This is a genomic window from Acinetobacter venetianus RAG-1 = CIP 110063 (assembly GCF_000368585.1).
GTDB lineage: Bacteria > Pseudomonadota > Gammaproteobacteria > Pseudomonadales > Moraxellaceae > Acinetobacter > Acinetobacter venetianus.
This window is the reverse complement of sequence record NZ_KB849559.1, coordinates 79,314-105,999: the sequence shown is the minus strand read 5'-3', so window position 1 is coordinate 105,999 and position 26,686 is coordinate 79,314. Positions and strand designations below refer to the sequence as shown.

Sequence of the window (26,686 nt, the reverse complement as noted above, 5' to 3'; positions counted from 1 at the left end):
ATTAAAGCTCAACTTGGAAAGTATGTTCTTTTGCTGGAAAAGACTGATCTTGCACCGCAGCATGATACGCTTTAATTGCATCTACAATTGCCGTTTCACCCGCTTGCTCTTTCATGAAATTACGAACAAAACGTGCAACTTTACCAAAGGTAAGACCTAACATGTCTTGGACAACGAGAACTTGGCCATCTGTTTCATGACCCGCACCAATTCCAATCACAGGTGTATTCGGGAATAACTCTGCAATTTCTTTACCTAATTGTGCTGGAACACATTCAAGCAAAAGTACTGCTGCACCCGCATCGACAACCGCTTGGCAATCAGCAATCAATTGATTTGCTGCTTCGCGAGTTCTCGCTTGAAGTTTATAACCGCCAAAAACATGTACAGATTGTGGTGTTAAACCTAAATGCACACATACAGGAATACCATTGCGAGTAAGGACTTGAATAAGATCACTTAACCAAGCACCACCTTCAATTTTTACCATTTGTGCGCCGACTTGCATGACGGCTTTAGCACTTTTTAAGCCATCTTCAACAGTTGCATAACTCATGAAAGGTAAATCGGTCATGATTAATGCATGTGCATTACCACGGCGAACCGCCGCAGTATGGTAAGCCATATCTTCTACCGTTACAGGAAGCGTCGAATCTCTTCCTTGGATCGCCATTCCTAGAGAGTCACCGATTAAAATCGTATCAATTTCAGCCAATTCCATAGCTTTAGCCATACTTGCATCGTAACAAGTGAGGCATGAGAACTTGCGTCCTTCGGCTTTAAACTTTCTTAAGTCACTTAGACTAATCATGATGATGTCCTCTACAGGCGTTTCCAGAACGAAACAGTCTTAAGCGGTTGCCCAAGACTGGTCTGCTATTACAGTCAAGTTTGCTTGCTGTACCAGTTCTAAATCTTTTAAAGAATGACCATTTAACTGTAAATGAGCATCTAAATCTAATAAGGGAATAATGACAAAGTCACGATCTAAAATACCAATATGCGGCACGGTAAGACGTTCATTTTGGATCTGCTCTTGACCATAGATCAATAAATCAAGATCTAAGGTTCTTTCGCCCCAACGTCGTAAACGAACACGTCCAGCGTCTTGCTCAAACTGCTGTAACTGATCTAACAATGCTAAAGGCTCAAGCATCGTATCTAATCGCACAACTGCATTTAAGTAATGTGGTTGATCTTGTGGCCCCATAGGAGGGCTTTGATACAGTCTAGACACCTGAACAGAACCCAATGTTGCCAATTTCTCAACTGCTTCTCGGAGAATTTGCTCAGAATAACCCAAGTTACTACCAAGACCGATATAACTACGAACCGTCATTGTGTTGGCCCAAAAATAACTTGGCTTAAATCACGTTGTACACGTTTACGCTTCAATATTGGATGATCAGCATTTATTTGCCCTGAATCTGCTGTTGCTTTTTCAATAAAACGGTTTGCTGATTCATCTACACGCACACGTTCTTTTTTCGCGCGACGACTTCTTGGCTCTGGTACATTGACCAAAGGTTCGATTTCAGTCGTTTTGGGTTCATCAGCTTCGACAGCTTTGCGACGACTCTTACTACGCTGACGATTATATTGACGAATTGCAGCTTCTTTTTGATCCATGGTCATTTCTTGGTAGTTTTCCCACCAAATGCCCATTCCGTCAGTGCTATTATCGCCAGATTTCTCACGCAATAGCAGAAAGTCAAATCCTGCACGGAAACGTGCATGCCCAGCGAGTGCTTCAATTTGCTGAGGTTTTGGATTGAGTAAGCGAGTTTGCATTTCCCAAACTTCACGAATAAAAGTTTCAGCGAACCGTGGAATGATGGTCCGCGTTGCTTGACGCTTTAATACATCCAGTCCAGCTTGCGCACGCGCTTCAGCGGGCACAACACCTTTGTTGAGATAAAAATCACAACGCTCTAAGAAAGGCTTCCACAATAACACTGCATAAAAGAATGCAGGGTTAATGGTTTTACCGACTTGAATACGTTGATCTGTATTTCTTGCAGCTCGATCGATAAATGCTGTGATCTCAGGACGAATTTCTGCAAATAATTGCTTCCAAACACCAAACTCAATCAACATTGGTAGCACACGACTGAGATGCCCCATCGTGAATAGCTTTTGAGATTCATCATATAAACGATGAGGAGAGACATCACGCAATAACTGCGTCATTTCAATATCAAAAACATCGAGAATAGATGGATCAATATCGAAGTTGAGTTTCGCAGCAAAACGTAAAGCACGTAACATTCGCACAGGATCTTCTTCAAAACGCTGTGCTGGCTCACCTAGAAAACGTAATGTGCGTGTTTTAATATCATCAACCGCATGACAGAAATCAAGCACCACACCTTTACGAGGTTGGTAATACAAAGTATTGATTGAAAAATCTCGACGAGCAAAATCCTGCTCTATCGTTCCCCAGTTATTATCACGCAGAATCATACCAGATGCGCTAGTGACTGCTTTTTTAGGGGGAGCACGGAAAGTTGCAACTTCAATTAACTCTCGACCAGAGTAAACATGGGCTAACTCGAAACGTCGTCCGATGATACGGCAACGTCGACCAAAAACCTCTTTGACTTGAGCTGGAGTTGCATTAGTTACAGCATCAAAGTCCTTAGGATTTAAACCTAACATCATATCGCGAACACCACCGCCCACAATATATGCCTCATAGCCGGCTTTAGTCAGGCTATCAATTACATCTAGAATAGAGGATGGAAGTTGAGTTGTGGACAAACCACATTTTGACGCGCGCAAAGTTTGCAAAAGACACTGTCTCCTACGTCAGGACGTAAATAACAATTTGTCGCTAATCATAGCTCTAACGCTCACAAAGGGCAATTTATTCTGTTGAAGTTTCAACAGATCAGCAGCGATGATTAGCAACGGCATTTCATTTTTTCTCTTATAAAATGAGTCGAGCTTTATTCTTTTCAAGCAATTTCGGCCCAATTCCTTTGACATTTACCAGCTCATCAATCGTTTTAAAACCACCATTCTTTTGGCGATATTCCATAATGGCTTGTGCCTTTTTTGCCCCAACCCCACTTAGACTTTGCAATTGTGCTAAGTTCGCTTGATTTAAACTAATTTTATCGCCTGAAATATTTACAGAAGATGAAAGTTGTTTATTTGTTTGCTGTTGGCTTGGTCTAGATAAATAATAATTATTGTTGGGTTGTTTTGCCAATTGCTGATCTCGTGCTTGCTGCTGTGCTTTCCACTTTTCATAGGATTGATCAAACTGTTGTGCATACACTTGAGAAAAACATCCCAACCATAAAACAATGATAAATAAAAAATTAGGTTTGCTGCGTAGCTGCGGCAAATTCATTCGATGTCCCCTGATGTTTTAATTGTACTTTTGCTTGCTCCCAAAGTTCATCCATCTCTGCCAAACTCATTTCTTGCAAGTCTTTATGTTGTCGTTGTGCTTGTTGTTCTATAAAAGCGAAACGGCTTCTAAATTTATGAATCGTTGCTAACAATGCGGTCTCACTCGACAGGCCAAGTTTACGTCCAACATTAATCAAAGAAAATAGGCAATCACCAAATTCTTCTTCGATTTCATCGGCTTTTTGTGTTTTTATCGCGTGCTGCAACTCACCCAACTCTTCATCTAACTTTCCATAAGCATCTTCTACTGTTTCAAAATCAAAACCCAGTTGCGCAGCTTTCTTTTGTATTTCCTGAGCTTGTACTAAGGCTGGCGCATGTTTGACTTCATCTAATCGAGATTGTGCTTTACCTTGTTTTTCTTGTTGCTTGATTTGCTTCCATAATTCACTGACTTGTTCGGGATTTAAATTTTGATATTGTTCTGCTTGGAAAACGTGAGGATGGCGGCGAATCAACTTTTCACTAATCGCCTCAACGACATCTTGAAAATTAAAAGCGCCCTGCTCACTATACATCTGAGATTGGAATACAACCTGTAAAAGTAAATCGCCCAATTCATTACGGATTTCATCGAGATCACCGACTCGAATCGCAGCCTCTACCTCATAAGCTTCCTCTATCGCATAACGCGTCAAACTACTTGGTGTTTGTTGTTGATCCCATGGACATTTCTGTCTTAACTCTTGCATGATATTTAACAATTTTTCCATGATCGACTCCAAACTAAAGCAAATTGTTGCAGCTTAAAGCCGCATATGCGTAATATACACGTACTCAAGAAGTATCAATATAAAGTAAGGGAAAGTAATGCAACATAGTGTTTTTATTAGTGGGGCTGCACAAGGAATTGGTGCTGAAATCGCGCGTTTATTTCACAAAAATGGCTATAAAGTAGGAATCTATGACATTAATGAGGAACAAGCCCAAGCCTTAGCAGCAGAACTCGGTACAGATGCAAAGGCAGGTTATCTTGATGTCAGTAATTATCGCCAGTGGCAGATTGCACTTCAGGAGTTTAAAAACTGGGCTGGTGAACTCAATATTTTAGTGAATAATGCAGGAATTTTATATTCAGGGCCATTTGAAAATACGACGATCCAATCTCATCACCGCACAGTAGATATTAATATCAAAGGTGTTTTAAATGGTTGTCATACAGCTTTAGCTCATCTGAAAGAAGCTAGTTTTGCACGAGTAATCAACCTCTCCTCAGCTTCTGCTATTTATGGCCAAGCAGATTTGGCTTCTTATTCCGCAAGCAAGTTTGCAGTGCGTGGTTTAACCGAAGCCCTTGATGTGGAATGGCAAAAACATCATATTCGTGTACTCGATGTTATGCCTTTATTTGTGCAAACCAATATGGTGAAAAATATGGATGCAGGGAGCATTCAAAATATTGGTGTGGATTTAACCCCTGCCGATGTGGCGAAGCAGGTGCTGCATTTGGCACAACAAAAAGATCATGCCCTGATTCCTACACATACCCCTGTAGGTATCAAAACTAAGCTGATGTATCAATTGTCGAGTATTAGTCCACAGTTCTTAAATCGACTCACCAATATTTTCTTATCGAAACGTTCTTAATAAAAAAAAGCTGCATTTACATGCAGCTTTTTTGTTAACTTCCCTGAACCAAGCGTCTTGCGCTAATAATTCCGGGTTGCTGTTCTAAACGAGCAAGCAAGCGAGATAATTGAGCCAAGCCTTTCACTTCGATCAACAATTTCATATTGGCAATCCCATCTGCTTCAGAAATGGTATTGACCTGACGGATATTAATTTGATCGGAGAAGATCACTTGCGTTAAGTCTTTGAGTAAGCCGCGACGATCATATGCTTCAACCACGATTTGTACACTCTGACCACGCGTTGGCTGCATTTCCCAATCCGCTTCAACAGCTCGCTCAGGTTCTTGTGTCGTCATACGAATATAATCAGGACAAGCAACTTTATGAATGCTTACACCACGATTCAACGTAATATAACCACCAATCGACTCACCATGTACTGGCTGACAACACTGAGCAATATGCAGTTCAACGTTATCCAAACCATCAATTAAGATGCCATGCGCAGATAACGTATGACTAGCACGAGGATTTAACGCAGGTTTTAAAACAAGTTCTGGCTCATCTTGATCCAAATGCATCTGACGATTAACTTGATTAATCAACGCATGCAGACTGATATCACCACTGACCAACGCAACTAAAATATCATCGCCAGATTTAAAATTAAAATGTGAGCAATAATCTTTTAGATCAATACTTTTTGGGTGAATCGCTAAACGAGCAAGTTCTTTGTTTAACAGCTCACGCCCAACTTCTATATTCTTACTGCGATCTTGTTGTCTGAACCAATGACGTAGCTTGTCACGTGCACGGGCTGTTTTAATATAACCTAAAGAATTTACCAACCAATCACGATTTGGCTCGCGATCTTTCTTGGTTAAAATCTCAACCTGCTCACCTGTTTTAAGCGTATAGGTTAATGGTACATAACGTTGGTTGACACGCGCAGCGTAACACTTATTACCCACTTCTGTATGCACATGATAGGCAAAATCAAGAACTGTCGAACCGCGTGGTAATTCTTTGATGTCACCATCACGGCTGAACACATAAATCTTTTCAAAATTTTCAAAATCTTGAATCTGATCTATACCATTTGACTCTTCATCTTCAGCATGTGGCGTCGTCTCTGTGCGTTCTTGATAATGTTCAAGAACTGCACGTAAAGAATGCAAACGATGGTTAAATGAATGGTCTGTATTTTTCTCACCTTCTTTATAATTAAAGTGAGAGCAAACGCCAAGCTCAGCCTCATCGTGCATCTCAAAAGTACGGATTTGTACTTCCAAAGATTTATTTTCAGCAATTACAGCCGTATGCAATGAACGATAGCCATTGGCTTTTGGATTGGTGACATAATCATCAAACTGGTTCGGAATATGACGCCAGATTTGGTGCACGATGCCCAAAGCATGATAACAATCAGGTACGTTTTTTACGAGCACGCGAACCGCACGAATATCATAGAGCTGATCAAAGCTCAGATTCTTGCTTTTCATTTTTCGATAAATCGAATAAATGTGCTTCACTCGTCCTGTTATTTCAGATTGGATGTCATTTTCACTTAATTCATTTTTAAGCTTATCAATCACAAACTGGATATATTGCTCACGCTCTAAACGCTTTTCATTAAGTAATGATGCAATTTCTTTATAACGTTCAGGCGCTAAATAGCGGAATGCAAGATCTTCAAGCTCCCACTTAAGTTGTGCAATGCCTAATCGATGCGCCAGTGGCGAGTAGATGGTCAGAATTTCACGCGCAACACGCTCTTGACGTTCTTTACTTGCTGTTGCAAGTTCACGCAGTGCATAGGTTCGTTCTGCCAATTTGATTAAAACAACGCGTACATCTTCTGTGACCGAAATCAGCATTTTATAAATGCCGCTTAAATGCTCTCGTTGATTATTATTGAAATGATCTTCTAATCGTTTGTTCTTTTCAATTAACTCAGACAGTTTACCCATCGCAAGCGTACCTTTTACAAGGCTTAAAACTTGCTCGCCAAAATGCGCTTGAATATCCTCTAAAGTAATGAACCCTTCACGCACACTACGATATAACACTGCCGCTGACAATGTGTCTTCATCGACGTGTAAATGCGCCAAAATATCTGCCATACCAATCCCTGTACTAAAGGTATTGGTACGATGATTAACCGTGGACTCCAACTCTCTTTCCAAGGTGAGCTGTGCAACTTTTTCAAGCTGTTTTAGCTCTGCCCCTTCCAAGATATCACGCACTCGATCTAGCCAAGACACTAGACCACTTTGCGCTTCAGCGGCATGTTCTACAGTCGTTTCCTCGGACAACTCATGGAGCGGTCCAGGTAACTGCTCACGTACTGTGACCATACCATTCTCCTCTGGATATGTAACTCATTTTCTAATCGTTTATCTCTTCGATCTTTTCAAGCTGCTCATTTTTTTCAAATAAGGCAATTGATTCAACATGTTCAGTATGCGTAAACATGTCCATCACTGCGGCTTTTTTGAGCTGATAGCCATATTGTGCCAGTACACCTGCATCCCTTGCCAGTGTAGATGGGTTACATGAAACATAAACGATTCTTTTCGCTCCAAAATTCGGTACATATTGCATAACCTCAAAAGCACCTGATCGTGGAGGATCAATTAATAATGCATCAAATCCTTGCTTCGCCCAAGAATGATGCGAAAAGTCTTTTGTTAAATCTTGTGAAAAGAACACGGCTTGAGTGTACTGGTTTGCTTTCGCATTCTCAGTTGCTCTATGTACCATCTCATCACTCGCCTCAACACCAACGACTTGACCAGTCTCACCAACACAACGTGCTAAAGGTAAAGAAAAATTACCTAATCCACAAAATAGATCAAGAACCCTTTCACCTTCTTGTAAATTAAGCAATTCACATGCCAAATGAACCATTCTTGCATTTACTTCACTATTTACCTGAGTAAAATCGAGTGGAGAGAACGCAAATTTGACTGCAAAATCGTCCAAACTGTAGTGCAAACGCATCTCAGCCTGAGAATCATCAACGCGATGTAAACTCTCTATACCTTTCGGTTGAAAGTATAACTGCCACCCTCTGAGTAACGAAAATTGACGCAATTGGTTGACATCCGACACATTTAATTCATCTAAGTGACGAATTAATAACGCAACCTCATGATCGCCCATGGCTAATTCTATATGACCAATATGCGCTTTGCCTGTTAGACTTTCGAGTAATTTTCGCAACTCTGGCAACGCATCAGACAAAGTTTGATCAAGTACTTTACACTGTTGAATTGCAGTTAAATGATTACTGTGATGTTCACGAAAACCCATCACCAATCGATTCTGTTTCGCGATATAACGAACACCAATTCTTGCACGACGACGATAGTCTGTTTTAGTTGCGCGAATAGGCTCTAACCAGTGTTCAGGTTGCAAACCTGCAAAATGCTGCAAATGCGACTGCAAAACATTTTGCTTTAAACGAATCTGCTCAGTTGGATCTATATGTTGCAAACTACAACCACCACAAGTCCCAAAATGCTGACAAATTGGGTCAATCCGTGAGACAGCTGGTTCACTTTCTAATTTCACCATCTCAGCTTCTTCAAGTCGACTGGTCTGATGTGTTACTTTCGCCTGAACCGTCTCACCGACTAAAGCATAGCGAATGAAAACTTTCTTACCATGCTTTTCTTTAGGATGATCAGGATGCGTACCATAATGCGCAATCCCTCGCCCCTCATGCGAAAAGGCTTCAATCTGAAAGGTATAAATAGGATTTTGGACTGGTCGATGTTTCGCTTTATGTTTCAAAAGATGAACCTAAATTTGGGGCGCAAAAGTTTGAGCGGTGAATACAGTATATTGCGATGTTTGTTGCCATACCTGTAAAAAATCTGATTGTTGCGTTTGAGTTTGTAAATAATCAATCGTTGCTTGCATAAGCTGTTGATGATCTTGTTGATTCAGTTGACCTTTCAGTAATAACCAACGTAAGTAAACCAACCATGTATTAAGCACATCACCCTCACAATAGCTCGTTAATTTTAACCATTGTTCAGTTCGTACATATTCAGGCACATGATAACCCGATTCACCACGCTTACCCGGAAAGCCCAGAAGACAAGCAATATCATCTAATTTTTGGAAATTACGGCCATTAAACATTGCCATCACATCCATCAAGTCAACATGACGATGATGATAACGATTTTGATAGTTATTGAAGCGCTTCTGGTTATCAATTTCACCTTGGTCAAAAAGACTCGGTGCTGACAGACCGTGATACATCGCTCTAAATAGAATCACAGGCAAATCAAATTGTGAACCGTTCCAACTGACGAGCGTTGGCTGCTTCTTATCAAAAATAGACAAGAACTTTGCCAGCATTTCAGCTTCAGAATTTTGCTCTTGGCTAAAAGAGAATAATCTAAATCCTTTTTCATCGATCCATAAACCTGAGATACAAACGATCTCATGTAATGGAAGACGCTGAAAATCCATCCCAGATTCTTGGCGACGAATTTTAGTCAGCGCTTGTTCAACATCAGCTTCAGGTAAATCAAGATGATATAAATGAGCGCCAGCTTTTAAATCAGTTAGCGTTTCAATATCAAAAACTAAAATTGGAAACCGTAAGCTCATATTAAAATCTCATTAAATCACTTCTGAGTAGCATTGCTACCCAAGCCCCCTTACAAAAGGAAGCAGCTCCCTCTTTTTCTCTTTATTAACGAGATGAGGAGAGATATAGCTCCACAAGGGAGATTCTAATCTTGTACGGAGAATAATCCCGTTGATAGATAACGATCACCACGATCACAAATGATACAAACAATGACCGCATCAGGATTTTCTTCCGCAATACGCAATGAAGCCCAAACCGCGCCACCAGAAGAAGTACCTGCGCTAATGCCTTCTTTACGCGCCAGTTGACGCATAGTACGTTCAGCTTCAATTTGCGGAATATCAATAATACGATCGACACGGCTGCGATCAAAAATCGTTGGTAAATATTCTTCAGGCCAACGGCGAATACCAGCAATACTTGAACCATCTGAAGGTTGCAAACCAACAATCTGAATCTCTGGATTTTGTTCTTTTAAGTATTTGGAAACACCCATGATTGTGCCCGTAGTTCCCATTGAACTCACAAAATGGGTAATCTTTCCGCCTGTTTGTTTCCAAATTTCAGGACCTGTAGTCAGATAATGAGCTTCTACATTGTCTGGATTACCAAACTGATTGAGCACATATCCTTTGCCTTCTGCTTGCATTTGCATGGCAAGGTCACGCGCACCTTCCATACCTTGTTGCTGCGTCACTTCTATTAATTCTGCGCCATAAGCCAACATTGCGTCTTTACGCTCTTGACTCATATTATTTGGCATAATCAATTTCATTTTATAGCCACGCATCGCTGCGACCATAGCGAGTGCAATCCCTGTATTACCACTGGTTGCTTCAATCAAGGTATCACCGGGCTGAATTTGACCACGCTTTTCGGCTTGAATAATCATGTTATACGCTGGACGATCTTTCACGGAACCAGCAGGGTTATTGCCTTCTAATTTTGCTAATACCGTTGCGCTTGTATGACTTGCTAAACGCTGTAAACGCACCAGTGGGCTTTTACCAACATAATAGTCGAGTAAAAATTCGTCTGCTAGAAAATCAGTTTGCGTATTCGTCATGATCGACACCGATATTAAGGTGGCGTCTATTGTATGAAAAAAACGGAAATACTGCACCTTTTCAATATGCTTTTTATTGGCTGCTAATGCCTCGCTGTTATTAAAGCGTGCTAAGATGTTTTGCAGAATGATAAATCTGACCGCACTATGTCCAATTTCAATAAAACTTTATCGAAACGATTACGGCTCAATCATGCTTACGGACAACTGATTGCACTTATTTTAGTGCCGATTGCTATTTTGACCAGCGTGGGGACACTTTGGGTTTTATCTGAAACAACAAATGCAGCAAAACAACAGCAACGTTCTGATGCTTCAGCAATTTTAGCGCGCTATCACCAAACGGCAATTGATTTACTCCGACTCGTGCAAGAACGCCCGGATCAATATGATCGTGCGCAAAACATTCTGCAAAAAATGTTTGATGAGAAGAATCTGCAACGTGCGGTTTTAATCGACAACAAAGGTCAAACTTATCTCAGTGTTGGTTATCAAAATAACCGCTTCTGGCCAAGCTTTCCAAACAACAGTAATTTCTTTGGGCCAATCAAACACAATCACAACAGTATCTACGGTTCAAAACTAGATATTGGCAATCCAAACTCTGTCTGGCTCATGATCGAGTTAGATAACCAACCGCTTGAGTTGGCACGCTATAAAATTTTACTTTCTTTAGTTGTGACAGGCTTAATCACACTTCTTATTTTATTATTTTGTTTAAATGTATTCTCACGTCGCTGGTTAGCACCGCTCTATGAAATTCGTATGCAAATGCAGCGCCTTAATGCAGATACTTTAGATCAACACATTGTCGTCAATAGCACAGGTGAGTTACGCCTACTGCAAAGAGATATTGCCAATGTCGTGAAGCGTCTGCACTTTAGCTTTTTAGAATTAAAAGAACATACAGAACAAACGGAAGAAGATTTACGCCGTACTTTAGATACCTTAGAAGTTCAGAACATTACTTATCGTCAAGCACGCGACCAAGCGATTTCATCAAACCAATCAAAATCAGTATTTTTGGCCAATATCAGCCATGAACTAAGAACACCACTGAACAGTATTGATGGCTTTATTCACTTATTATTGCGTCAACAAAATTTAAGTAATGAGCAAAATCTCTATCTACAAACGATTCGTAAATCCTCTGCTCACCTATTGGCATTGATCAATGATGTATTAGATTTTTCTAAAATTGATGCAGGAAAATTAGAACTCGAAACCGCACCTTTTGATCTTGAGGAAGCCATCTTTGATGTGATGGATATGCTCTCTCCTCTAGCAGCGCAGAAACATATCAACATGGCATTCTACTATGCTGAAAACATCCCTCAGCATGTGATTGGCGATGCGTTACGTTTTAAGCAAATTCTCACCAACCTTATTTCTAATGCCATCAAATTTACACCAGACGGCGAAATCATTGTTCGTGTCCGTATGGAAGATGATGACATTGGCCAATGTTTACTACATTTCAGCGTACAGGATAGTGGTATCGGTCTAAGTGGCACAGACCGCAAACGTTTATTTGAATCTTTCTCTCAAGGTGATGCTTCCGTCACTCGTCAATTCGGTGGAACAGGACTCGGCTTAGCTATTTCTAAGCAACTTGTACACTTAATGCATGGTCAAATTGGCTTCGAGGATAACCAAGATCGTGCGCCAACGGATAAAGGTTCAACTTTCTGGTTCACAGCCCTATTTAAAGTTGAAGAAGAGCATGACTTTGTAGAGCATCCACATTTTGATCATTTGCAAGTGGTGTCTTATTTGGCTCACCCTGCAACTGCGAGCGTACTACGTTCGTATTTAGAAAATTATCATGTCTCACATATCGAAACGCAGTCGATATTAGATTTATTTAGTCGATTAAATCATCTAAATCAACAAGAAAGCACTTGGCTAATCGTCGACCATAGTGGTGATACTGAAGCGTTACTCAAAGAAATCCGCCAACGTTATAGTGGCAATTTAGCAGTTTATGGCTATCAAATGAGTCTTGAGCCAAACATGCTGAATGAATACCGTGCCCGCCCACTGTATCAACCATTAAGCCGTCGTGAATTGGTACAGTTGTTGGGCAATCAACCCATCTTCGAACAAGAGCCAGAAGACTTTAATGGTCAAGGGTTACACATCCTTGCAGTAGATGATCATCTGCCAAACCTGATCGTACTCGAAGCGTTATTAGGTGAATTGAATGTCGCGACTACCAAAGCGCTGAGCGGTCAAAAAGCGATTGATATTATTCAAGAACGTATCGAACAAAATCTTCCGCCATTTGACTTAGTCTTTATGGATATTCAAATGCCAGTTATGTCTGGGATTGATACCACCCGTGCAATACGTTCATTAGAGTCGACTTTAGATACAGGCATGCAACTGCCAATTATTGCGCTTACAGCCCATGCACTTGCAGATGAGAAGCAAAAACTATTAAAAGTAGGCATGAATGATTATGTAACAAAACCAATCCAAATGGAGCAGATCATTCAAATTCTTACCCATTGGACTAAGAATAATTTTATCGCTCAACCCATCGCCACAGAGCAAAAACACCCAATCGAATCAATTGATCCACAAATTCTAAATTGGCAGCAAAGTGTCCAGCTTGCAGCAAATAAAGAAGACCTTGCTCAAGATTTATTACGAATGTTAGTTGACAGCTTTGAGGGTGAACTTACTGAAATGCAACAACTGATCGAACTTGAAGACTTCCCTCAATTAGAGCATGTACTACATCGCTTATATGGTGCTACTCGTTATGTCGGAACACCAACTTTGCAACGTGTTGCGGGTGAATTTGAGCAATTTGTTTCAACCTTACGCAAAGAACGCCGTAAAGCAGATGAGATATTCATTAATGAAACCAATCATCGTTTTAATGAGTTGAATTTTGCAATTGAACAAGTCAGACAGGCAGCAAATCTCGTTCTATATGCTAATGAAAATTAATGTGACTGATGTGTCATGTTTCGCTATTAGGACTCATGCTATGCTGCCTCATCAAACACAATAAGAGTAAGGCAGATGGCACTTTTACGCGTTGAAAAGAACAATGGAATCGCAACAGTCTCTTTAAATCGTCCAGATAAACGTAATGCAATGAGCTTTGCTTTACTGAAAGAACTGGTTGCGACTGCAAAGAAAATTGAAAAAGATCGTTCTATTCGTTGTGTCATTTTAACGGGTGAAGCAAATGTCTTTAGTGCTGGCATTGACCTTTCTGATTTAAACAATCCAAAAAATACAGCATTTGCTGCATGGGAACTGATCAAACCAGGACAAAGCTTATTCCAAAAAGCATTCTTGATTTGGCAGAACCTGCCGATTCCAGTGATTGCGGCAATCGAAGGCTATTGCTTTGGTGCGGGTATGCAACTCGCGCTTGCTGCTGATATTCGGATTGCAACACCGAGCACCCAAATGTCGATTATGGAAAGCCGTTGGGGCTTAGTGCCAGATATGGGCTTAACTCGTTCATTGAAGGGCCTTATTGGTGTTGACTTAGCCAAAGAACTTACGCTCACTGCACGTATCTTTGATGCTGAATACGCTAAAGAAATTGGTCTGGTGACGCATTTGGATAATGATCCATTAGCAAAAGCAAATACGATTGCTCAAGAAATGCTTCAACGCTCTCCAGATGCAATTATGGCAGCGAAACGTGTACTGGATGCAATGGAACACCAACCAGAGAAAGCTTTACGCTTAGAAAAGCTGTGGCAACTTAAACTGCTGTTAGGTAAAAATAGCGGACTTGCACGCAAAAAGGATAAAAACCCTGAAGTGCAATTTCTCCCACGCCAATACAAATAAACAAAAAATCCATTCCTATAAAAATAGGAATGGATTACCTAATATTCAACAGCTCACTTTTCCAAGCTAACCCTTAATTCAGTAAAGGTTGACTAGCAATAGCGCATCAACTCTGCGAGACTTCTTTAGGACAAGAACAAAGCATAGGCAAACAGCATGAAAATCGACCAACAAACCCCTATCGCCTTCTTAGGAATGGGCTTAATGGGCACAAGGATGACCAGTCGTCTTTTAAAAGCTGGCTATACTGTTGCTGTATGGAATCGTAGCCAACATGCTTGCGACCCGCTCATTCAAGAAGGTGCACTCGCACTCGAACTTGATGAAATCGCAAAATATCCCGTGATCTTGACCTGTCTTGCCGATGATAAAGCTGTACAAAGTGTTTTTGCCCAAATTGAATCTTACTTACAACCCAATCAAATCATTGTAGATTTTTCCAGTCTCTCCGTAGCGGCGACGCTCGAACTTGCTCAAGCAAGTCAAGAGCAAGAAGTCACATGGATTGACTCCCCTGTTTCAGGTGGAACACTCGGTGCAGAACAAGGCACTTTGGTGATCTTTGCGGGTGGAAATGCTGAGGCAATTCAACGTCTCAATCCAATTTACGATGTACTTTCCCAACGTGTCACTCGTATGGGTGAATCTGGAACTGGCCAAGCCACCAAAATTTGTAATCAGTTAATCGTAGCAGCAAATAGTACTTTAATTGCTGAAGCCGTTGCACTTGCCGATCAAGCTGGTGTCGACACCACATTACTTGCACCAGCACTTGCAGGCGGCTTCGCTGACTCAAAACCCTTTCAAATTCTTGCACCACGCATGGCAACTCATATCTTTGAACCCGTGCAATGGAAAGTACAAACCCTCTCTAAAGATTTAAATAATGCTGTTCAACTTGCAGAAGGCTTTAACTTAAACATTCCTGTTGCACAAAAAGCTCTACAACAGTTACAAGCCCACCAAGAAAATGGCTTTGCTGAGAATGATTTAGCTACTATCATTCAATATATAGAACAATAATTTATGAAATCAGGGAGTTTGAAAATGAGCCAACTTGCCATCAACTTATCCATGATTTTTACTGAAGTACCGTTAATTGAACGTTTTGCTTTAGCCCACGCACATGGATTCCAACACGTAGAAATACAGTTCCCCTATGAACTTGATATATCGGATATACGCACTCAACTCGAACAATATAATTTATCGCTTGGTTTAATAAACGTACCAGCAGGTGACCTCATGCAAGGTGGAAATGGACTAGCGGGTGTACCCGGAAGAGAGCTCGAGTTTCATCATGCTTTAGAGCTTGCAATCGAATACGCAAATGCACTCAATGTACCTCGTGTAAACATCCTCGCAGGCAAACAGCCCTTGGATGCTGATTTACTGCCTTGCCTAAATACGCTTTCAAACAACCTTAAACTTGCTTGCCATATGCTCACAGAACAAGGCATTGAACCTGTTATTGAAATGATCAATGGCACAGATATGCCCCGCTTTTTGGTACAAAATATTGCACAAGCTCAAGAAATGCTTGAAGCGGTTAATCATCCAAAACTAAAAATGCAATACGATTGCTACCATATGGCAATGATGGGTGAAGATGTTCTGACAGGTTTGCAAGAAAATTTGCATCAAATTGGGCATATTCAATTTGCAGATTGCCCAAATCGTAATGAGCCAGATACTGGAAATATCCCATACAAGCAGATCTTTGACTGGTTATTGCAAAGTGACTACCAAGGTCTAATCGCAGCCGAATACAGACCAAAAACTCAATCAGATCAATCTTTTGCATGGAAAAATAAGTATTTTTCAAATGATGTGAATACATAAACTGTTACTGCTGAAATTTGAATTCCATAGAGAAAAACGGTATATTTGACAATGAGCAATTGTCAGGAAAATATACCCTCTATGAATTTAGAACCATCGCCCAGCGCTTCTAATTCTCACGACCTAAAAATCAAAACATCCAACAAAGATGTACATGCTTGCTTAAAAGTTGTACATGAAGCCCTTACTGATGTAAAAGCCAAAGATATTTTAGAACTTGATGTAAGTTCTATTAGCAATGTTGCCGATGCGATTGTAATCGCAAGCGGTACTTCAACTCGTCATGTCAAAGCACTTGCTGATAATGTTGCTGATGAAGCACGTAAAGCAGGCTTCCGCCCACTCGGTGTCGAAGGTGAACGTGATGCAGAGTGGATCTTAATCGATCTAGGTTATGTCGTTGTACATGTAATGTTACCTACTGCGCGTAAGTTTTATGACTTAGAAAGCTTATGGCGTGCACCAGAATCTGTAGCTTAAAAATTAGCTCAAAAAAAGCGACCGAATCGGTCGCTTTTTTATGCCTACAAAAACTGTTTTACATCTACCTCAGGATAGCGTTGCTTGATATCATTTTTAATCAGCGCATAGAGCTGATCAGCTTTGATCGGACCATAAAAGTCACAATAGATTGCATAAAGTACGGTAATCATCGGTGCATAATTTTGTGGTGAGAACTGTTGCAAAGACTCTCTCTCAGAACCAACGACATACCAATACTCCGCAAGCGATCGATGCTTCTTCATTTTGAGCTGTATTTCTTCAACAAACTCTAGATAATCATTTCGAGCCACAGATTTTAAAATCGCCATGACAAAATCATAGAATGCCAGAAATGAGTCAACGACCTCCTCCCCTTGCTTTGGAACAGCAACGCTTTTGTCATTTTTAACTTTTAAGCGTTGCTGTTTTTCTACTACAGATATTTCATGTAATACTTGTCGTAACATATCTTTGCGCTGTAGACGCATCTCATCATTGGTGCAAATCTCACTCAGAAAACGATTTAAAACAAAAGAAGGTTGATTGCCATATTCACTTTCCCAATATTGCAAAACACGTTGTAAAACGGTATCAGGCATAAACTGAGCCAAGCCTTTCTCTACTGCTAATTTCTTTTGTTCAATGGTTAATTCAGCCATAACAAACGCCTCTTAGTGACGATGAGTAATATTGTCAGTTTCAAACGTTAAATCGCGCTGGAACTCTGGATAAGACAGCTCCGCATGCTCGGTATAGTCTAAACCGCGTTGTTCATGCTGTTGTGATACTCGGAGTCCACCGAGAACTTTATCCAGTACTTTGAACATGATAAATGCAACTCCAAAACCCCAAATAAATGCCGCACCAACACCCAGTGCTTGTACACCGATTACATTCAAATTAAATGGATTACTTTCCAAGAAAATCCCCGCAGCAATGGTTCCCCATGCGCCACAAACACCATGAACGGCGACTGCATCCACCACATCATCTAGCTGCATTTTTTCCAAAAGTTGCGGAACAAACGTAATCAATAAACCCGCAAAAGCCCCTGTAATCACTGCATACAATGGAGACATGGTTGCGCATCCAGCCGTGATCGCAACCAATCCAGCTAATGATGCATTAATGGTGTAACGAATCAGTACGGCTTTAGATTGAATTAATGCAAGAATCATATAAGTCGCAGCAGCAGCACAGGCAGCCAGATGTGTATTCAAAGCAATTCGCCCAATACTAACACTTGCAGAAACAGTCGAAGCTGCATTAAAACCAAACCAAGCAAACCATAAAATAAATCCACCAAGCGCAACTAAAGGTAAGTTATGCCCCGCTAAAAAGTGGCTTTGTCCCTTACGTCCAAATCTTCCTAGGCGTGGCCCTAAGATAATAATTCCAGCCAATGCCACCCAACCACCGATAGAATGAACAACCGTTGAACCTGCAAAATCAATAAAACCGAGTGCTTTTAACCAACCATCACCACCAAACAAGCCACCCCAAGCCCAACTACCGAATATTGGATAAATCACACCACTCACAATAATTGCACTTACCACATAAGCCATGAAATGAATGCGTTCAGCCATCGCACCACTCGCAATCGTTGTCGCTGTAGCCGCAAACATCATTTGGAAAAACAGAAGATTCCAATGCCAATCATCTAAGGCATCAGGCATAAAATGACTTAAGCCGACCCAACCCGTTTGATTAAGCCCAAACATCAAACCAAAACCAAACAGCCAAAAAACCAACCCACCAATGCACATGTCCATATAGTTTTTCATGAGCACATTCACGGTGTTTTTACTACGTACAGACCCACTTTCAATCAGAGCAAATCCAGCTTGCATAAAAAAGACTAGTATCCCCCCAACAACCACCCAAACACTGTCTAATGAAATGCGAATTTCCTGAATATTTTGCACAGGTTGTGCTGAAACCTGCGATGAGAGAAATAATAAAAATGGCAAAATTAAAATTATACTTTTCATAGAATTCCCCTAGAAAGATCAAGCAATTCAATGCAAAGAGAATGCCAAAATCAAAATCACTTCTTTCTAAAAATTCATTGATTTATTTTTATTCATCATAAAAAAAGCATTGAAAGCACATGTTGATTATTAAAGGATTTTATCTAACTTATTTAACCATCTATCCACTTGCAATAAATTTTGACATGACAAATTGTCAAAATTAACGCACTATAGAACCGTTTTGGAACTCGACGAATAAAAAGTATCTCAGGAGTAAAAAATGAAAGTGCTAATTACAGGTGCAAACACGGGTATTGGGTTTGCCACCGCTGAGCAATTAGTGAAACAAGGACAGCATGTCATCCTCGCTTGTCGCAATACAGAAAAAGCGAAAGCAGCACAAAATCGCCTTCTTGCATTAGGACAAGGTAAAGTTGATACTGTTCAACTCGACCTCAATAGTCTCGATGCAACAGCCCAAGCAGCAGATGAAATCGCCGACCGTTATGGTAGCTTAGATGTTTTGATTAATAATGCAGGACTCTTCGCCAAGACCAAACAGTTCACCCAAGATGGCTTTGAACAACAGTTCGGCGTAAATTATCTTGGACATTTTTTGCTTACACACAAATTGATTCCTACTTTAGAGCAAGCGCCAAAAGCTCGAATTGTACATCTAGCATCAATTGCTCACTGGGCTGGTTCAATTAAACCTAATAAGTTCCGCGCAGAAGGTTTTTACAATCCGCTGTTTTATTATGGTCAATCTAAACTTGCTAACCTACTATTCAGCAATGCACTTGCGGAACGCTTAGCCAATAGCACAATCACCAATAATGCACTGCATCCTGGTGGTGTTGCGTCAGATATTTATCGTGAATTACCAAAGCCTGTTTATGAAATCATGAAATTAGGTTTAGTCCCAACCTCTGTTCCAGCAAAGCTCATTACAGAAATGGCGATTGGTGATTCTTGGGCAAACCGAAATGGTGAATATGCGAGCGCTCATATGCCTGACTGGAAATCATCTCATGCTAAAAATCAACAACTCGCTCAAGATCTTTATGAGGAATCAATGAACCTAGTAGAAAAATATCTTTAAATTATCTGCAATAAAAAAGCCACCCAAGGGTGGCTTCTTCAATCCTGATAGGAAGTCAGATTAGTGACCACCACCATTGATTGCTTTAGTCATATCTTCCACAACTTTCTTCGCATCACCGAAGATCATCATAGTTTTTTCATTGTAGAACAAGTCATTGTCTAAGCCAGCATAACCTGTTGCCATAGAACGTTTGATCACCATGATTGTACGAGCTTTATGGGCTTCAAGAATCGGCATACCATAGATTGGTGAGCTTGGATCATCTTTTGCCGCTGGATTAACAACGTCATTCGCACCGATTACAAGTACTACATCAGTTGCAGGGAAATCAGAGTTGATCTCATCCATTTCCAAGATGTCTTCATACGCAACATCAGCTTCAGCAAGTAATACGTTCATGTGACCAGGCATACGACCTGCAACTGGGTGAATCGCGAAGCGTACTTTTACACCTTGCTCTTTCAAGATTTCACATAATTCTTTTACCGCATTCTGTGCACGACCTTGCGCCATACCATAACCTGGTACGATCACAACGCTGTCTGCATTTGACATCAAGAAGCCTGCGTCATCTGCTGAACCAGAACGGTGATTACGTTGAACTTGAGCACCCTTGTCCGCTGTTGCAACTGCAGCACCACCCATCGCACCACCAAACAATACGTTGATGATTGAACGGTTCATTGCCTTACACATAATGTAAGAAAGAATTGCACCCGAAGAACCTACTAGTGAACCCGCAACGATCAACATATTGTTTTCAAGTGTGAAACCAATACCTGCCGCAGCCCAACCAGAGAATGAGTTAAGAAGCGATACCACAACTGGCATATCACCACCACCTACTGGTGCAATCCAAACCCAACCGAATACAAGTGCAAGCGCTGTCATTGCCCAGAATGCAGTCATGTTACCTGTCGTGAAGAAGTAGAAACCACATGCAAGCATTGCGATGAAAATCGTTGCTTGAACAGGTTTAACCCATGCACCAGAAATCGTTTTTGCCCATTTTTTCGCAGCAAGTTTACCGTAAGCAAATACAGATGCTGTAAAGGTAATCGCACCAACGAAACAGCCGACAAACAATTCAAATAAATGAACCGCACTCATGTGAGCATGCTGAACACCAGCAGCACTTAAAGCAGCTTCGTTTTGTTCAAACAATACTGTTAATTGGTTGTTATGCAGAATTGCAGCAATCGCGATCAATACCGCAGCCAAACCAACTAATGAGTGCATCAACGCAACTGTTTCAGGCATTTGCGTCATTGGAACCGTTCTCGCACGCGCGATACCAACAATACCACCCAACACCATCGCACCAACGATCATCCAAACAACAGGATGTTCTGCAACGAAGAATGTCGTGATTACCGCAATAGTCATTGCGATCATACCGTAACGGTTACCTTGAATCGCAGTCTTAGGACCTGACAAACCACGCAATGTTAAGATAAAGAGGACTGCACCAACAAGGTAGAACCAATCCGCATAGTCTCGAATAAATTCCATCAATTAGCCCTCTTTTTTCTTTTGCTTCGGCTTGAACATTTCAAGCATACGAGCAGTTACAGCAAAGCCACCAAAAATGTTGATACTTGCCAAAAACACAGCAACTGCACCCAAAATGCTTACAACGTTTACGCTTTGGAAAGCAACGTTTGCATCAACACCAATCGCAGGCATACCTACAGTTTGAATCATTGCTCCAACGATAATGATTGAAGACAATGCATTCGTAACCGCCATTAATGGCGTATGCAATGCAGGTGTTACACCCCAAACAACGTAATAACCTACGAAGATGGCAAGGACGAAAATTGTAATCGTTTCAACCATGAGAACTCTCCTTAACCGCGCTTGAGCAGTACTTGACCGCCATGAGTCACGAGTAACGCTTTTTGGATTTCATCTTCTTGATTGAGTACAAAACCTTTTTCTTTGTCGAATAATGTCTCAACAAAGTTAAATACGTTACGTGCGTACAATGCAGATGCTTCAGTTGCAACTGTGCCTGGAATGTTTGGAATACCCAAAATCTTCACGCCATTTTCAGTTGTAACGGTCTCGCCTTCTTTAGAGCCTTCAACGTTACCGCCAGTTTCAACTGCCATATCTAAAATGACAGAACCTGGTTTCATCTTGGCAACAGTTTCAGCTTTGATTAAACGTGGCGCATTACGACCTGGAATCAATGCAGTCGTGATCACGATATCTGCATTTGATACCGCTTTATCTACAATCGCAGCTTGATCCTTGATGTATTGCTCACCCGGCTGCCAACCATATCCGCTTTTCGCAGCTTCGGCAGCACGTTGCTTCTCTTCATCGGACATTGGCACGTCTAACCATTTGCCACCTAAAGACTCAACCTGCTCTTTTGCTGTTGGACGTAAGTCAGTTGCTTCAACAACCGCACCAAGGCGTTTTGCTGTTGCAATTGCTTGCAGACCAGCAACACCAACACCCATGATCACAACACGTGCAGGTTTTACAGTACCCGCAGCCGTCATTAACATTGGGAACATACGTTGATATTCAGCCGCAGCAAGCAATACAGATTTATAACCTGCCAAGTTTGCTTGAGATGAAAGTACGTCCATGTTTTGCGCGCGTGAAAGCGTACGAGGAAGTAATTCCAAAGCAAAAGCATTCACTTGCTGAGCAGCGAATTGGTCTAATTCTGAATTGCGGTAAGGGTCAAACATTGCTACTACAGTAGTATTCGCCGCAAGCTTTTGAATTTCTTCGCCTTTAGGAGCGCGTACTTTCAAAATAATTTGGCTACCTGTATATGCATCGTCCGTAATGGTTGCGCCAACTTGTTCATAAGCACTGTCAATATACGCAGCTTTAACACCAGCACCACGTTCAATGACAACGCTATGACCTGCGTTAATCAACTTTTTAACTGTCTCTGGTGTAGCAGCTACGCGGCTTTCACCTGCGACAGTTTCGGTTGGGATTCCGATCTGCATGAGCGTTCCTCAAGCTAGTTGTTCTTAAGTAAACATCGCGACTCGCAATGTTTCCCCCAGGAGTATTCTTTGTAGAAATTTGGATTCTAATGGAACTTTTTTAAAATTCCACCCAATATTTATTTAATAAATACCTATATTTTGAACTGATGATTCACTTTTCTTATTCAAACTTGTATGATCCGCAGGTTTGCCTTTTGATCAGCAAAACCAATTCATTCATATTGTCTTAATATGAAATTCTGATCATTCTCGATATCGATCCATGCATCGTTCTACTCTTTTCTTTCCAGCAAGAAAGATCCAAGTGACATTTATTAAATAAACCTTTATTTCATCTGTATTGAAGATACTTTCAAACTAAATCCTTCTATTTTGTCTTTAGCTGGTCGTTTGCATCGCAACAGATTCAAGGGCTGTTTTCGCATCATAATCATGCAGTTGTTAGGAGGGATTGGCTTATTTGAACTTTTATTGGTCTTTTCGGCGACATAGAGCTAAGCATTTCTTATTAATAAATCGAGCTACTATTTAAGGTAGAGTTATCTTTGCCCATACTTTCAGTCGAATCCAAATAAAAAGTAAAAAAGAAATGTAAAAACTTAAAATGGCATTTTTTCAAGTGATATTTGTATGATTTCGTCCAACAAAACCAAGATAAATGCACAATATTGGTGCGTATTTTTTATTCTCTATTCAACTTCTTCTTTCTTTTGATTGAGCATAAATAAAATTTCTTGAAAATGTGCTCCCATTGCCTCCTCTGCTAAACAGTCATCAGGATTTCTCAGTGGACATTGATCTAAAGAAAGACAGCCACATCCAATACATTGATCGAGCTGCTGGCGAAGTTGTAACAACATCATAATCTGTTGATCAAGTTGTCCCTGCCATTGCTGTGACATCTGCTGCCAGTCTTTTTTCGTCGCAACCTGCTGTTTAGGCAAGGAACTAAACGTGGTTTTTATCTGTTGTAGACTAATACCAACCTGTTGTGCTGCTTTCACGATTGCGATTCGTCTCAGCATCGCTCGTTGATAACGGCGCTGATTGCCAGCTGTTCGTATTCCCCAAATCAATTGTTTTTCTTCATAAAAACGAATTGTCGGTACACTGACGCCGCTACGTTTTGCAAGTTCACCAATCGTCAGCCAAGCCTGAGGATGTTCTTTTTTCAAAATATGCTTGACCTCTAGTTAACTTGAGCTTTGATACTAACATAACTCAGATTTCAAAATGATGTAGAGCTATGAATCAAGCATTTAAAATCACAAATCCAAGTGAACTCTATGATCCACGTAGCAACGGTTATAGCCATATTGCAGTTGTACCCCCCAATCAGCGTATCATTCATATTGCAGGTCAAGGCGGTGAAAATAAAAATGGTGTTCTTTCTGAAAATTTTGACCAACAGGTACAACAAGTCTTTTATAATATCCAACATGCACTTAGCTCAGTTCAAGCAAAACATACCGATATTGCCGTTTTACGCATTTTAATTGTTGATCATAATTTTGAAAAACATCAGACCTTGATTCAAATTATGCAAAGCTTGTGGAAGCATCATGCCTTCCCTGTTTGCACGCTCATCCCTGTCTCACGTTTAGCATTAGACGGTATGCTGATTGAAATCGAAGCAACTGCATATACCGCATAAATCAGTTATAGAGAAAATTTATGTCTGCTCCTGAAGATATTAGTCAAAATAAAGCCTTGCTTTGGTTTATGGCGGCAGCATGTGGTTTATGTGCTGGTGCCAACTATTATAGTCAACCTTTGATTCACTCAATCCAACAGTATTTTTCTGTGACCGAAGGTCAAGCAGCTCTCACCGTGACTTTTGCACAAGTCTCCTATGCACTCGGACTATTATTTATCGTACCGATGGGTGATGTGGTGAATAAAACCAAATTTATTCCATTGCTTATGGCTTTGTGTGCAGTTGGTCTATTCATTAGTGCATTCTCTGTGAATCTTCCAATGCTGTGGGTTGGTACAATCATGGCAGGATTATTTTCTGTTGCAGCACAGGTGCTCATCCCGCTTGCAACCATGACCGTGCAACCTGAAAAAACAGGTGAAGTGGTTGGCTTTCTCATGAGTGGCTTACTGGTCGGTATTTTACTTTCTACAAGTCTAGCAGGGCTTTTCTCAAATTTATTTCATTGGAAAGTCATTTATGTGGTGAGTGGAATACTCATGTTGATTTTGGCCTATGCACTGAAAAGCCGCCTTCCTTATGTAATGCGCATGAAGCTGAACTATGGTCAAGTGTTTGTTTCTATGGCTCAGCTATTGAAACAAGAAAAGCGCCTAGTGTTACGCGCACTTGCAGGTGGATTCGCTTTTGCAGCAGTCAGCATATTATATTCTACGATTGCGTTATTACTGAGTTCGGCACATCACCTACCTGATTTGCTGATTGGTATGGTGACTTTAGTCGGTATTTTTGGTGCGCTTTCAACTCAATATATTGGTAAATATGCAGATCAAGGTTATACCAAAAATTTAACTTGGATCGGTTGCGCATTATTTATTTTGAGTTGGATCTTTTTCTACTACGGTCAAACATTCCTTATCAGTTATATTCTTGGTTTTGCACTGATTCAATTAGCATTAGCACTGGTTCATACCAGCAACCAAAGTATTATTTTCCGTTTACGTCCTGATGCCAAATCACGTATCAATGCCATTTATATGACAGCGTATTTCACAGGTGGTGCATGCGGTTCTGCTTTAGGTATTTTTGCTTGGAATCACGGCGGTTGGAGCATGACATGCCTAGCGGGGATTAGCCTCGTGTTTGCTTGTATGTTATTTAGCTTTTTAGATAGTTATTTCATTGTGCCGAAAGCCATCACCGAGTAAATAAAAAGCCAAGTCCTGAGACTTGGCTTTTTTGACTTAAAGTTCTAAGTTATTGGGTTGAATAGCGTCTATATCCTCTCTGGCTGCAATAAACTCAGGTCGAGGCTTAATGCCGCCTAAAGGTTGTTGCAATTGATTGTCAATACTATTGTAAACAAAGAAAATATTGCTCCGAGAGAATGGCGTAATATTGCTATTTGAACCATGCATAAGGTTGCAATCGAAGAACACAACGCTTCCAGCTAATCCTGTGCAAGAGTGAATACCCCCCATATCAGCCAGATACTCTAATAAACTGCCATCTGGCACACCATATTCTTGCTTCTTCAAAGACTTTTTATAGTGCTCATCAGGTGTTTCACCTTGGCAAGAAATATAATGCTTGTGCGATCCCGGGATCACCAATAACGGCCCATTATGTTCGCTATTATCTGTCAATAAAATCGAACAACTCAACGCGCGCATTCTTGGCATACCATCTTCACTATGCCAAGTTTCAAAGTCAGAATGCCAAAAGAACTCTTTGCCGTGCAGACCCGGCTTATAGTTGATACGAGACTGATGCACATAAACTTCGCTACCAAGCAATGATCGTGCAACATTCAGTACACGTTCATCTGAAACTAAGTTTTTAAATACTTCATTCAAACGATGTACGTTAAAGATTGAACGTACTTCTTGGCTTTCTCTTTCGATAATAGCTTCTGGACGTTGCTGCACCGCAAAATCTTGCCGCATTTGATGCAATTCATCGAGCAAATATTTCACTTCTTCTGCACTAAACAAGTGATCTATCTGTAAGAAACCATTTTTGGCATAGTCTTGCTTTTGCTGCTCGGATACACCTTGTGTAATGCTTTCTTCATAAACCACAGGATCAACACGCGCTACAATTGCAGCCGAATCATTTCGTCGAGTTAGATAAGGATTACTCATTTGCATG

Annotated in this window: 25 protein-coding genes; 9 read left to right on the top strand and 16 right to left on the bottom strand. The window is 40.8% G+C overall.

All coding sequences use genetic code 11. The features are described 5' to 3' along the window. Position 1: 1 nt before the first annotated feature. The 5 genes from panB to mazG form a co-directional block, all read right to left on the bottom strand. Complete coding sequence (panB, locus tag F959_RS15150; protein WP_004881770.1) at positions 2–811, bottom strand: 3-methyl-2-oxobutanoate hydroxymethyltransferase; 810 nt, start codon at positions 809–811, stop codon at positions 2–4. 39 nt (positions 812–850) lie between these two features. Next, the gene (gene folK / locus F959_RS15145; protein WP_004881768.1) at positions 851–1,339 is read right to left on the bottom strand and encodes a 2-amino-4-hydroxy-6-hydroxymethyldihydropteridine diphosphokinase; all 489 of its coding nucleotides are present in this window, start codon (positions 1,337–1,339) and stop codon (positions 851–853) included. Next, positions 1,336–2,790, bottom strand: coding sequence for a polynucleotide adenylyltransferase PcnB (pcnB, locus tag F959_RS15140; protein ID WP_004881765.1), 1,455 nt, complete (start codon positions 2,788–2,790; stop codon positions 1,336–1,338). Before pcnB ends, folK begins: the two co-directional genes overlap by 4 nt. A 139-nt stretch (positions 2,791–2,929) precedes the next feature. Continuing rightward, positions 2,930–3,358 carry a ComEA family DNA-binding protein gene (locus F959_RS15135; protein WP_004881764.1) on the bottom strand — a complete coding sequence of 143 codons (429 nt, stop codon included), beginning with the start codon at positions 3,356–3,358 and terminating at the stop codon, positions 2,930–2,932. Beyond that, positions 3,327–4,133, bottom strand: a complete 807-nt coding sequence (gene mazG / locus F959_RS15130) for a nucleoside triphosphate pyrophosphohydrolase (RefSeq protein WP_004881762.1) — start codon at positions 4,131–4,133, stop codon at positions 3,327–3,329. The genes F959_RS15135 and mazG overlap by 32 nt, the downstream gene beginning before the upstream one ends. 97 nt (positions 4,134–4,230) lie before the next feature. Between mazG and F959_RS15125 the strand changes: the two genes are divergently transcribed. After that, positions 4,231–5,007, top strand: a complete 777-nt coding sequence (locus F959_RS15125) for an SDR family oxidoreductase (RefSeq protein ID WP_004881760.1) — start codon at positions 4,231–4,233, stop codon at positions 5,005–5,007. 34 nt (positions 5,008–5,041) lie between these two features. Here F959_RS15125 and F959_RS15120 read toward each other — a convergent pair whose 3' ends face one another. The 4 genes from F959_RS15120 to cysM form a co-directional block, all read right to left on the bottom strand. Then, entirely contained in the window at positions 5,042–7,348 is a 2,307-nt protein-coding gene (locus F959_RS15120) for a RelA/SpoT family protein (RefSeq protein WP_004881758.1), read from the bottom strand. A 31-nt stretch (positions 7,349–7,379) separates the two neighbouring features. Next, the gene (gene rlmD, locus F959_RS15115) at positions 7,380–8,789 is read right to left on the bottom strand and encodes a 23S rRNA (uracil(1939)-C(5))-methyltransferase RlmD (RefSeq protein ID WP_004881756.1); all 1,410 of its coding nucleotides are present in this window, start codon (positions 8,787–8,789) and stop codon (positions 7,380–7,382) included. A 9-nt stretch (positions 8,790–8,798) separates the two neighbouring features. Continuing rightward, positions 8,799–9,620 (bottom strand): 3'-5' exonuclease, encoded by an 822-nt coding sequence (locus F959_RS15110; protein WP_004881755.1) that lies wholly within the window; start codon positions 9,618–9,620, stop codon positions 8,799–8,801. 125 nt (positions 9,621–9,745) lie between these two features. Further along, positions 9,746–10,669, bottom strand: a complete 924-nt coding sequence (cysM, locus tag F959_RS15105; protein WP_004881753.1) for a cysteine synthase CysM — start codon at positions 10,667–10,669, stop codon at positions 9,746–9,748. A gap of 147 nt (positions 10,670–10,816) precedes the next feature. Here cysM and F959_RS15100 point away from each other — a divergent pair, with 147 nt between their 5' ends. The 5 genes from F959_RS15100 (at position 10,817) to rsfS (ending at position 16,813) form a co-directional block, all read left to right on the top strand. Continuing rightward, positions 10,817–13,627 (top strand): GacS-like sensor histidine kinase, encoded by a 2,811-nt coding sequence (locus F959_RS15100; protein ID WP_004881749.1) that lies wholly within the window; start codon positions 10,817–10,819, stop codon positions 13,625–13,627. 75 nt (positions 13,628–13,702) lie between these two features. Beyond that, positions 13,703–14,491: a crotonase/enoyl-CoA hydratase family protein gene (locus F959_RS15095; RefSeq protein ID WP_004881747.1), complete on the top strand. Its 789-nt coding sequence runs from the start codon at positions 13,703–13,705 to the stop codon at positions 14,489–14,491. Positions 14,492–14,647: 156 nt separating this feature from the next. After that, positions 14,648–15,514: an NAD(P)-dependent oxidoreductase gene (locus F959_RS15090; RefSeq protein ID WP_004881745.1), complete on the top strand. Its 867-nt coding sequence runs from the start codon at positions 14,648–14,650 to the stop codon at positions 15,512–15,514. A 24-nt stretch (positions 15,515–15,538) separates the two neighbouring features. Next, on the top strand, positions 15,539–16,333 hold the full coding sequence (locus tag F959_RS15085; RefSeq protein ID WP_004881744.1) for a hydroxypyruvate isomerase family protein: 795 nt from the start codon (positions 15,539–15,541) through the stop codon (positions 16,331–16,333). An 81-nt stretch (positions 16,334–16,414) separates the two neighbouring features. Further along, the gene (gene rsfS / locus F959_RS15080; protein ID WP_004881741.1) at positions 16,415–16,813 is read left to right on the top strand and encodes a ribosome silencing factor; all 399 of its coding nucleotides are present in this window, start codon (positions 16,415–16,417) and stop codon (positions 16,811–16,813) included. 44 nt (positions 16,814–16,857) lie between these two features. Here rsfS and F959_RS15075 read toward each other — a convergent pair whose 3' ends face one another. Further along, positions 16,858–17,475 (bottom strand): hypothetical protein, encoded by a 618-nt coding sequence (locus tag F959_RS15075; RefSeq protein WP_004881739.1) that lies wholly within the window; start codon positions 17,473–17,475, stop codon positions 16,858–16,860. Between the two features lie 12 nt (positions 17,476–17,487). Then, a complete protein-coding gene (locus tag F959_RS15070; protein WP_004881738.1) occupies positions 17,488–18,810 on the bottom strand; it encodes an ammonium transporter in 1,323 nt (440 codons plus the stop codon). Positions 18,811–19,072: 262 nt separating this feature from the next. Between F959_RS15070 and F959_RS15065 the strand changes: the two genes are divergently transcribed. Beyond that, positions 19,073–19,894: an SDR family NAD(P)-dependent oxidoreductase gene (locus tag F959_RS15065; RefSeq protein WP_004881737.1), complete on the top strand. Its 822-nt coding sequence runs from the start codon at positions 19,073–19,075 to the stop codon at positions 19,892–19,894. Between the two features lie 60 nt (positions 19,895–19,954). Here F959_RS15065 and F959_RS15060 read toward each other — a convergent pair whose 3' ends face one another. The 4 genes from F959_RS15060 to soxR all read right to left on the bottom strand — a co-directional run bounded on the left by F959_RS15060 (position 19,955) and on the right by soxR (position 24,053). Further along, the gene (locus F959_RS15060; RefSeq protein ID WP_004881736.1) at positions 19,955–21,409 is read right to left on the bottom strand and encodes an NAD(P)(+) transhydrogenase (Re/Si-specific) subunit beta; all 1,455 of its coding nucleotides are present in this window, start codon (positions 21,407–21,409) and stop codon (positions 19,955–19,957) included. 3 nt (positions 21,410–21,412) lie between these two features. After that, the gene (locus tag F959_RS15055) at positions 21,413–21,736 is read right to left on the bottom strand and encodes a proton-translocating transhydrogenase family protein (RefSeq protein ID WP_004881735.1); all 324 of its coding nucleotides are present in this window, start codon (positions 21,734–21,736) and stop codon (positions 21,413–21,415) included. A gap of 11 nt (positions 21,737–21,747) precedes the next feature. Then, entirely contained in the window at positions 21,748–22,875 is a 1,128-nt protein-coding gene (locus F959_RS15050; RefSeq protein ID WP_004881734.1) for a Re/Si-specific NAD(P)(+) transhydrogenase subunit alpha, read from the bottom strand. A 692-nt stretch (positions 22,876–23,567) separates the two neighbouring features. Continuing rightward, positions 23,568–24,053, bottom strand: a complete 486-nt coding sequence (gene soxR, locus F959_RS15045) for a redox-sensitive transcriptional activator SoxR (protein WP_004881733.1) — start codon at positions 24,051–24,053, stop codon at positions 23,568–23,570. Positions 24,054–24,124: 71 nt separating this feature from the next. Here soxR and F959_RS15040 point away from each other — a divergent pair, with 71 nt between their 5' ends. Further along, entirely contained in the window at positions 24,125–24,532 is a 408-nt protein-coding gene (locus tag F959_RS15040) for a RidA family protein (RefSeq protein WP_004881732.1), read from the top strand. A 20-nt stretch (positions 24,533–24,552) separates the two neighbouring features. Then, positions 24,553–25,743, top strand: coding sequence for an MFS transporter (locus F959_RS15035; RefSeq protein ID WP_004881731.1), 1,191 nt, complete (start codon positions 24,553–24,555; stop codon positions 25,741–25,743). Positions 25,744–25,779: 36 nt separating this feature from the next. Here the strand turns inward: F959_RS15035 and thpD are convergent, their stop codons facing one another. After that, a complete protein-coding gene (gene thpD / locus F959_RS15030; protein WP_004881730.1) occupies positions 25,780–26,685 on the bottom strand; it encodes an ectoine hydroxylase in 906 nt (301 codons plus the stop codon). Between the last annotated feature and the right edge of the window lies 1 nt (position 26,686).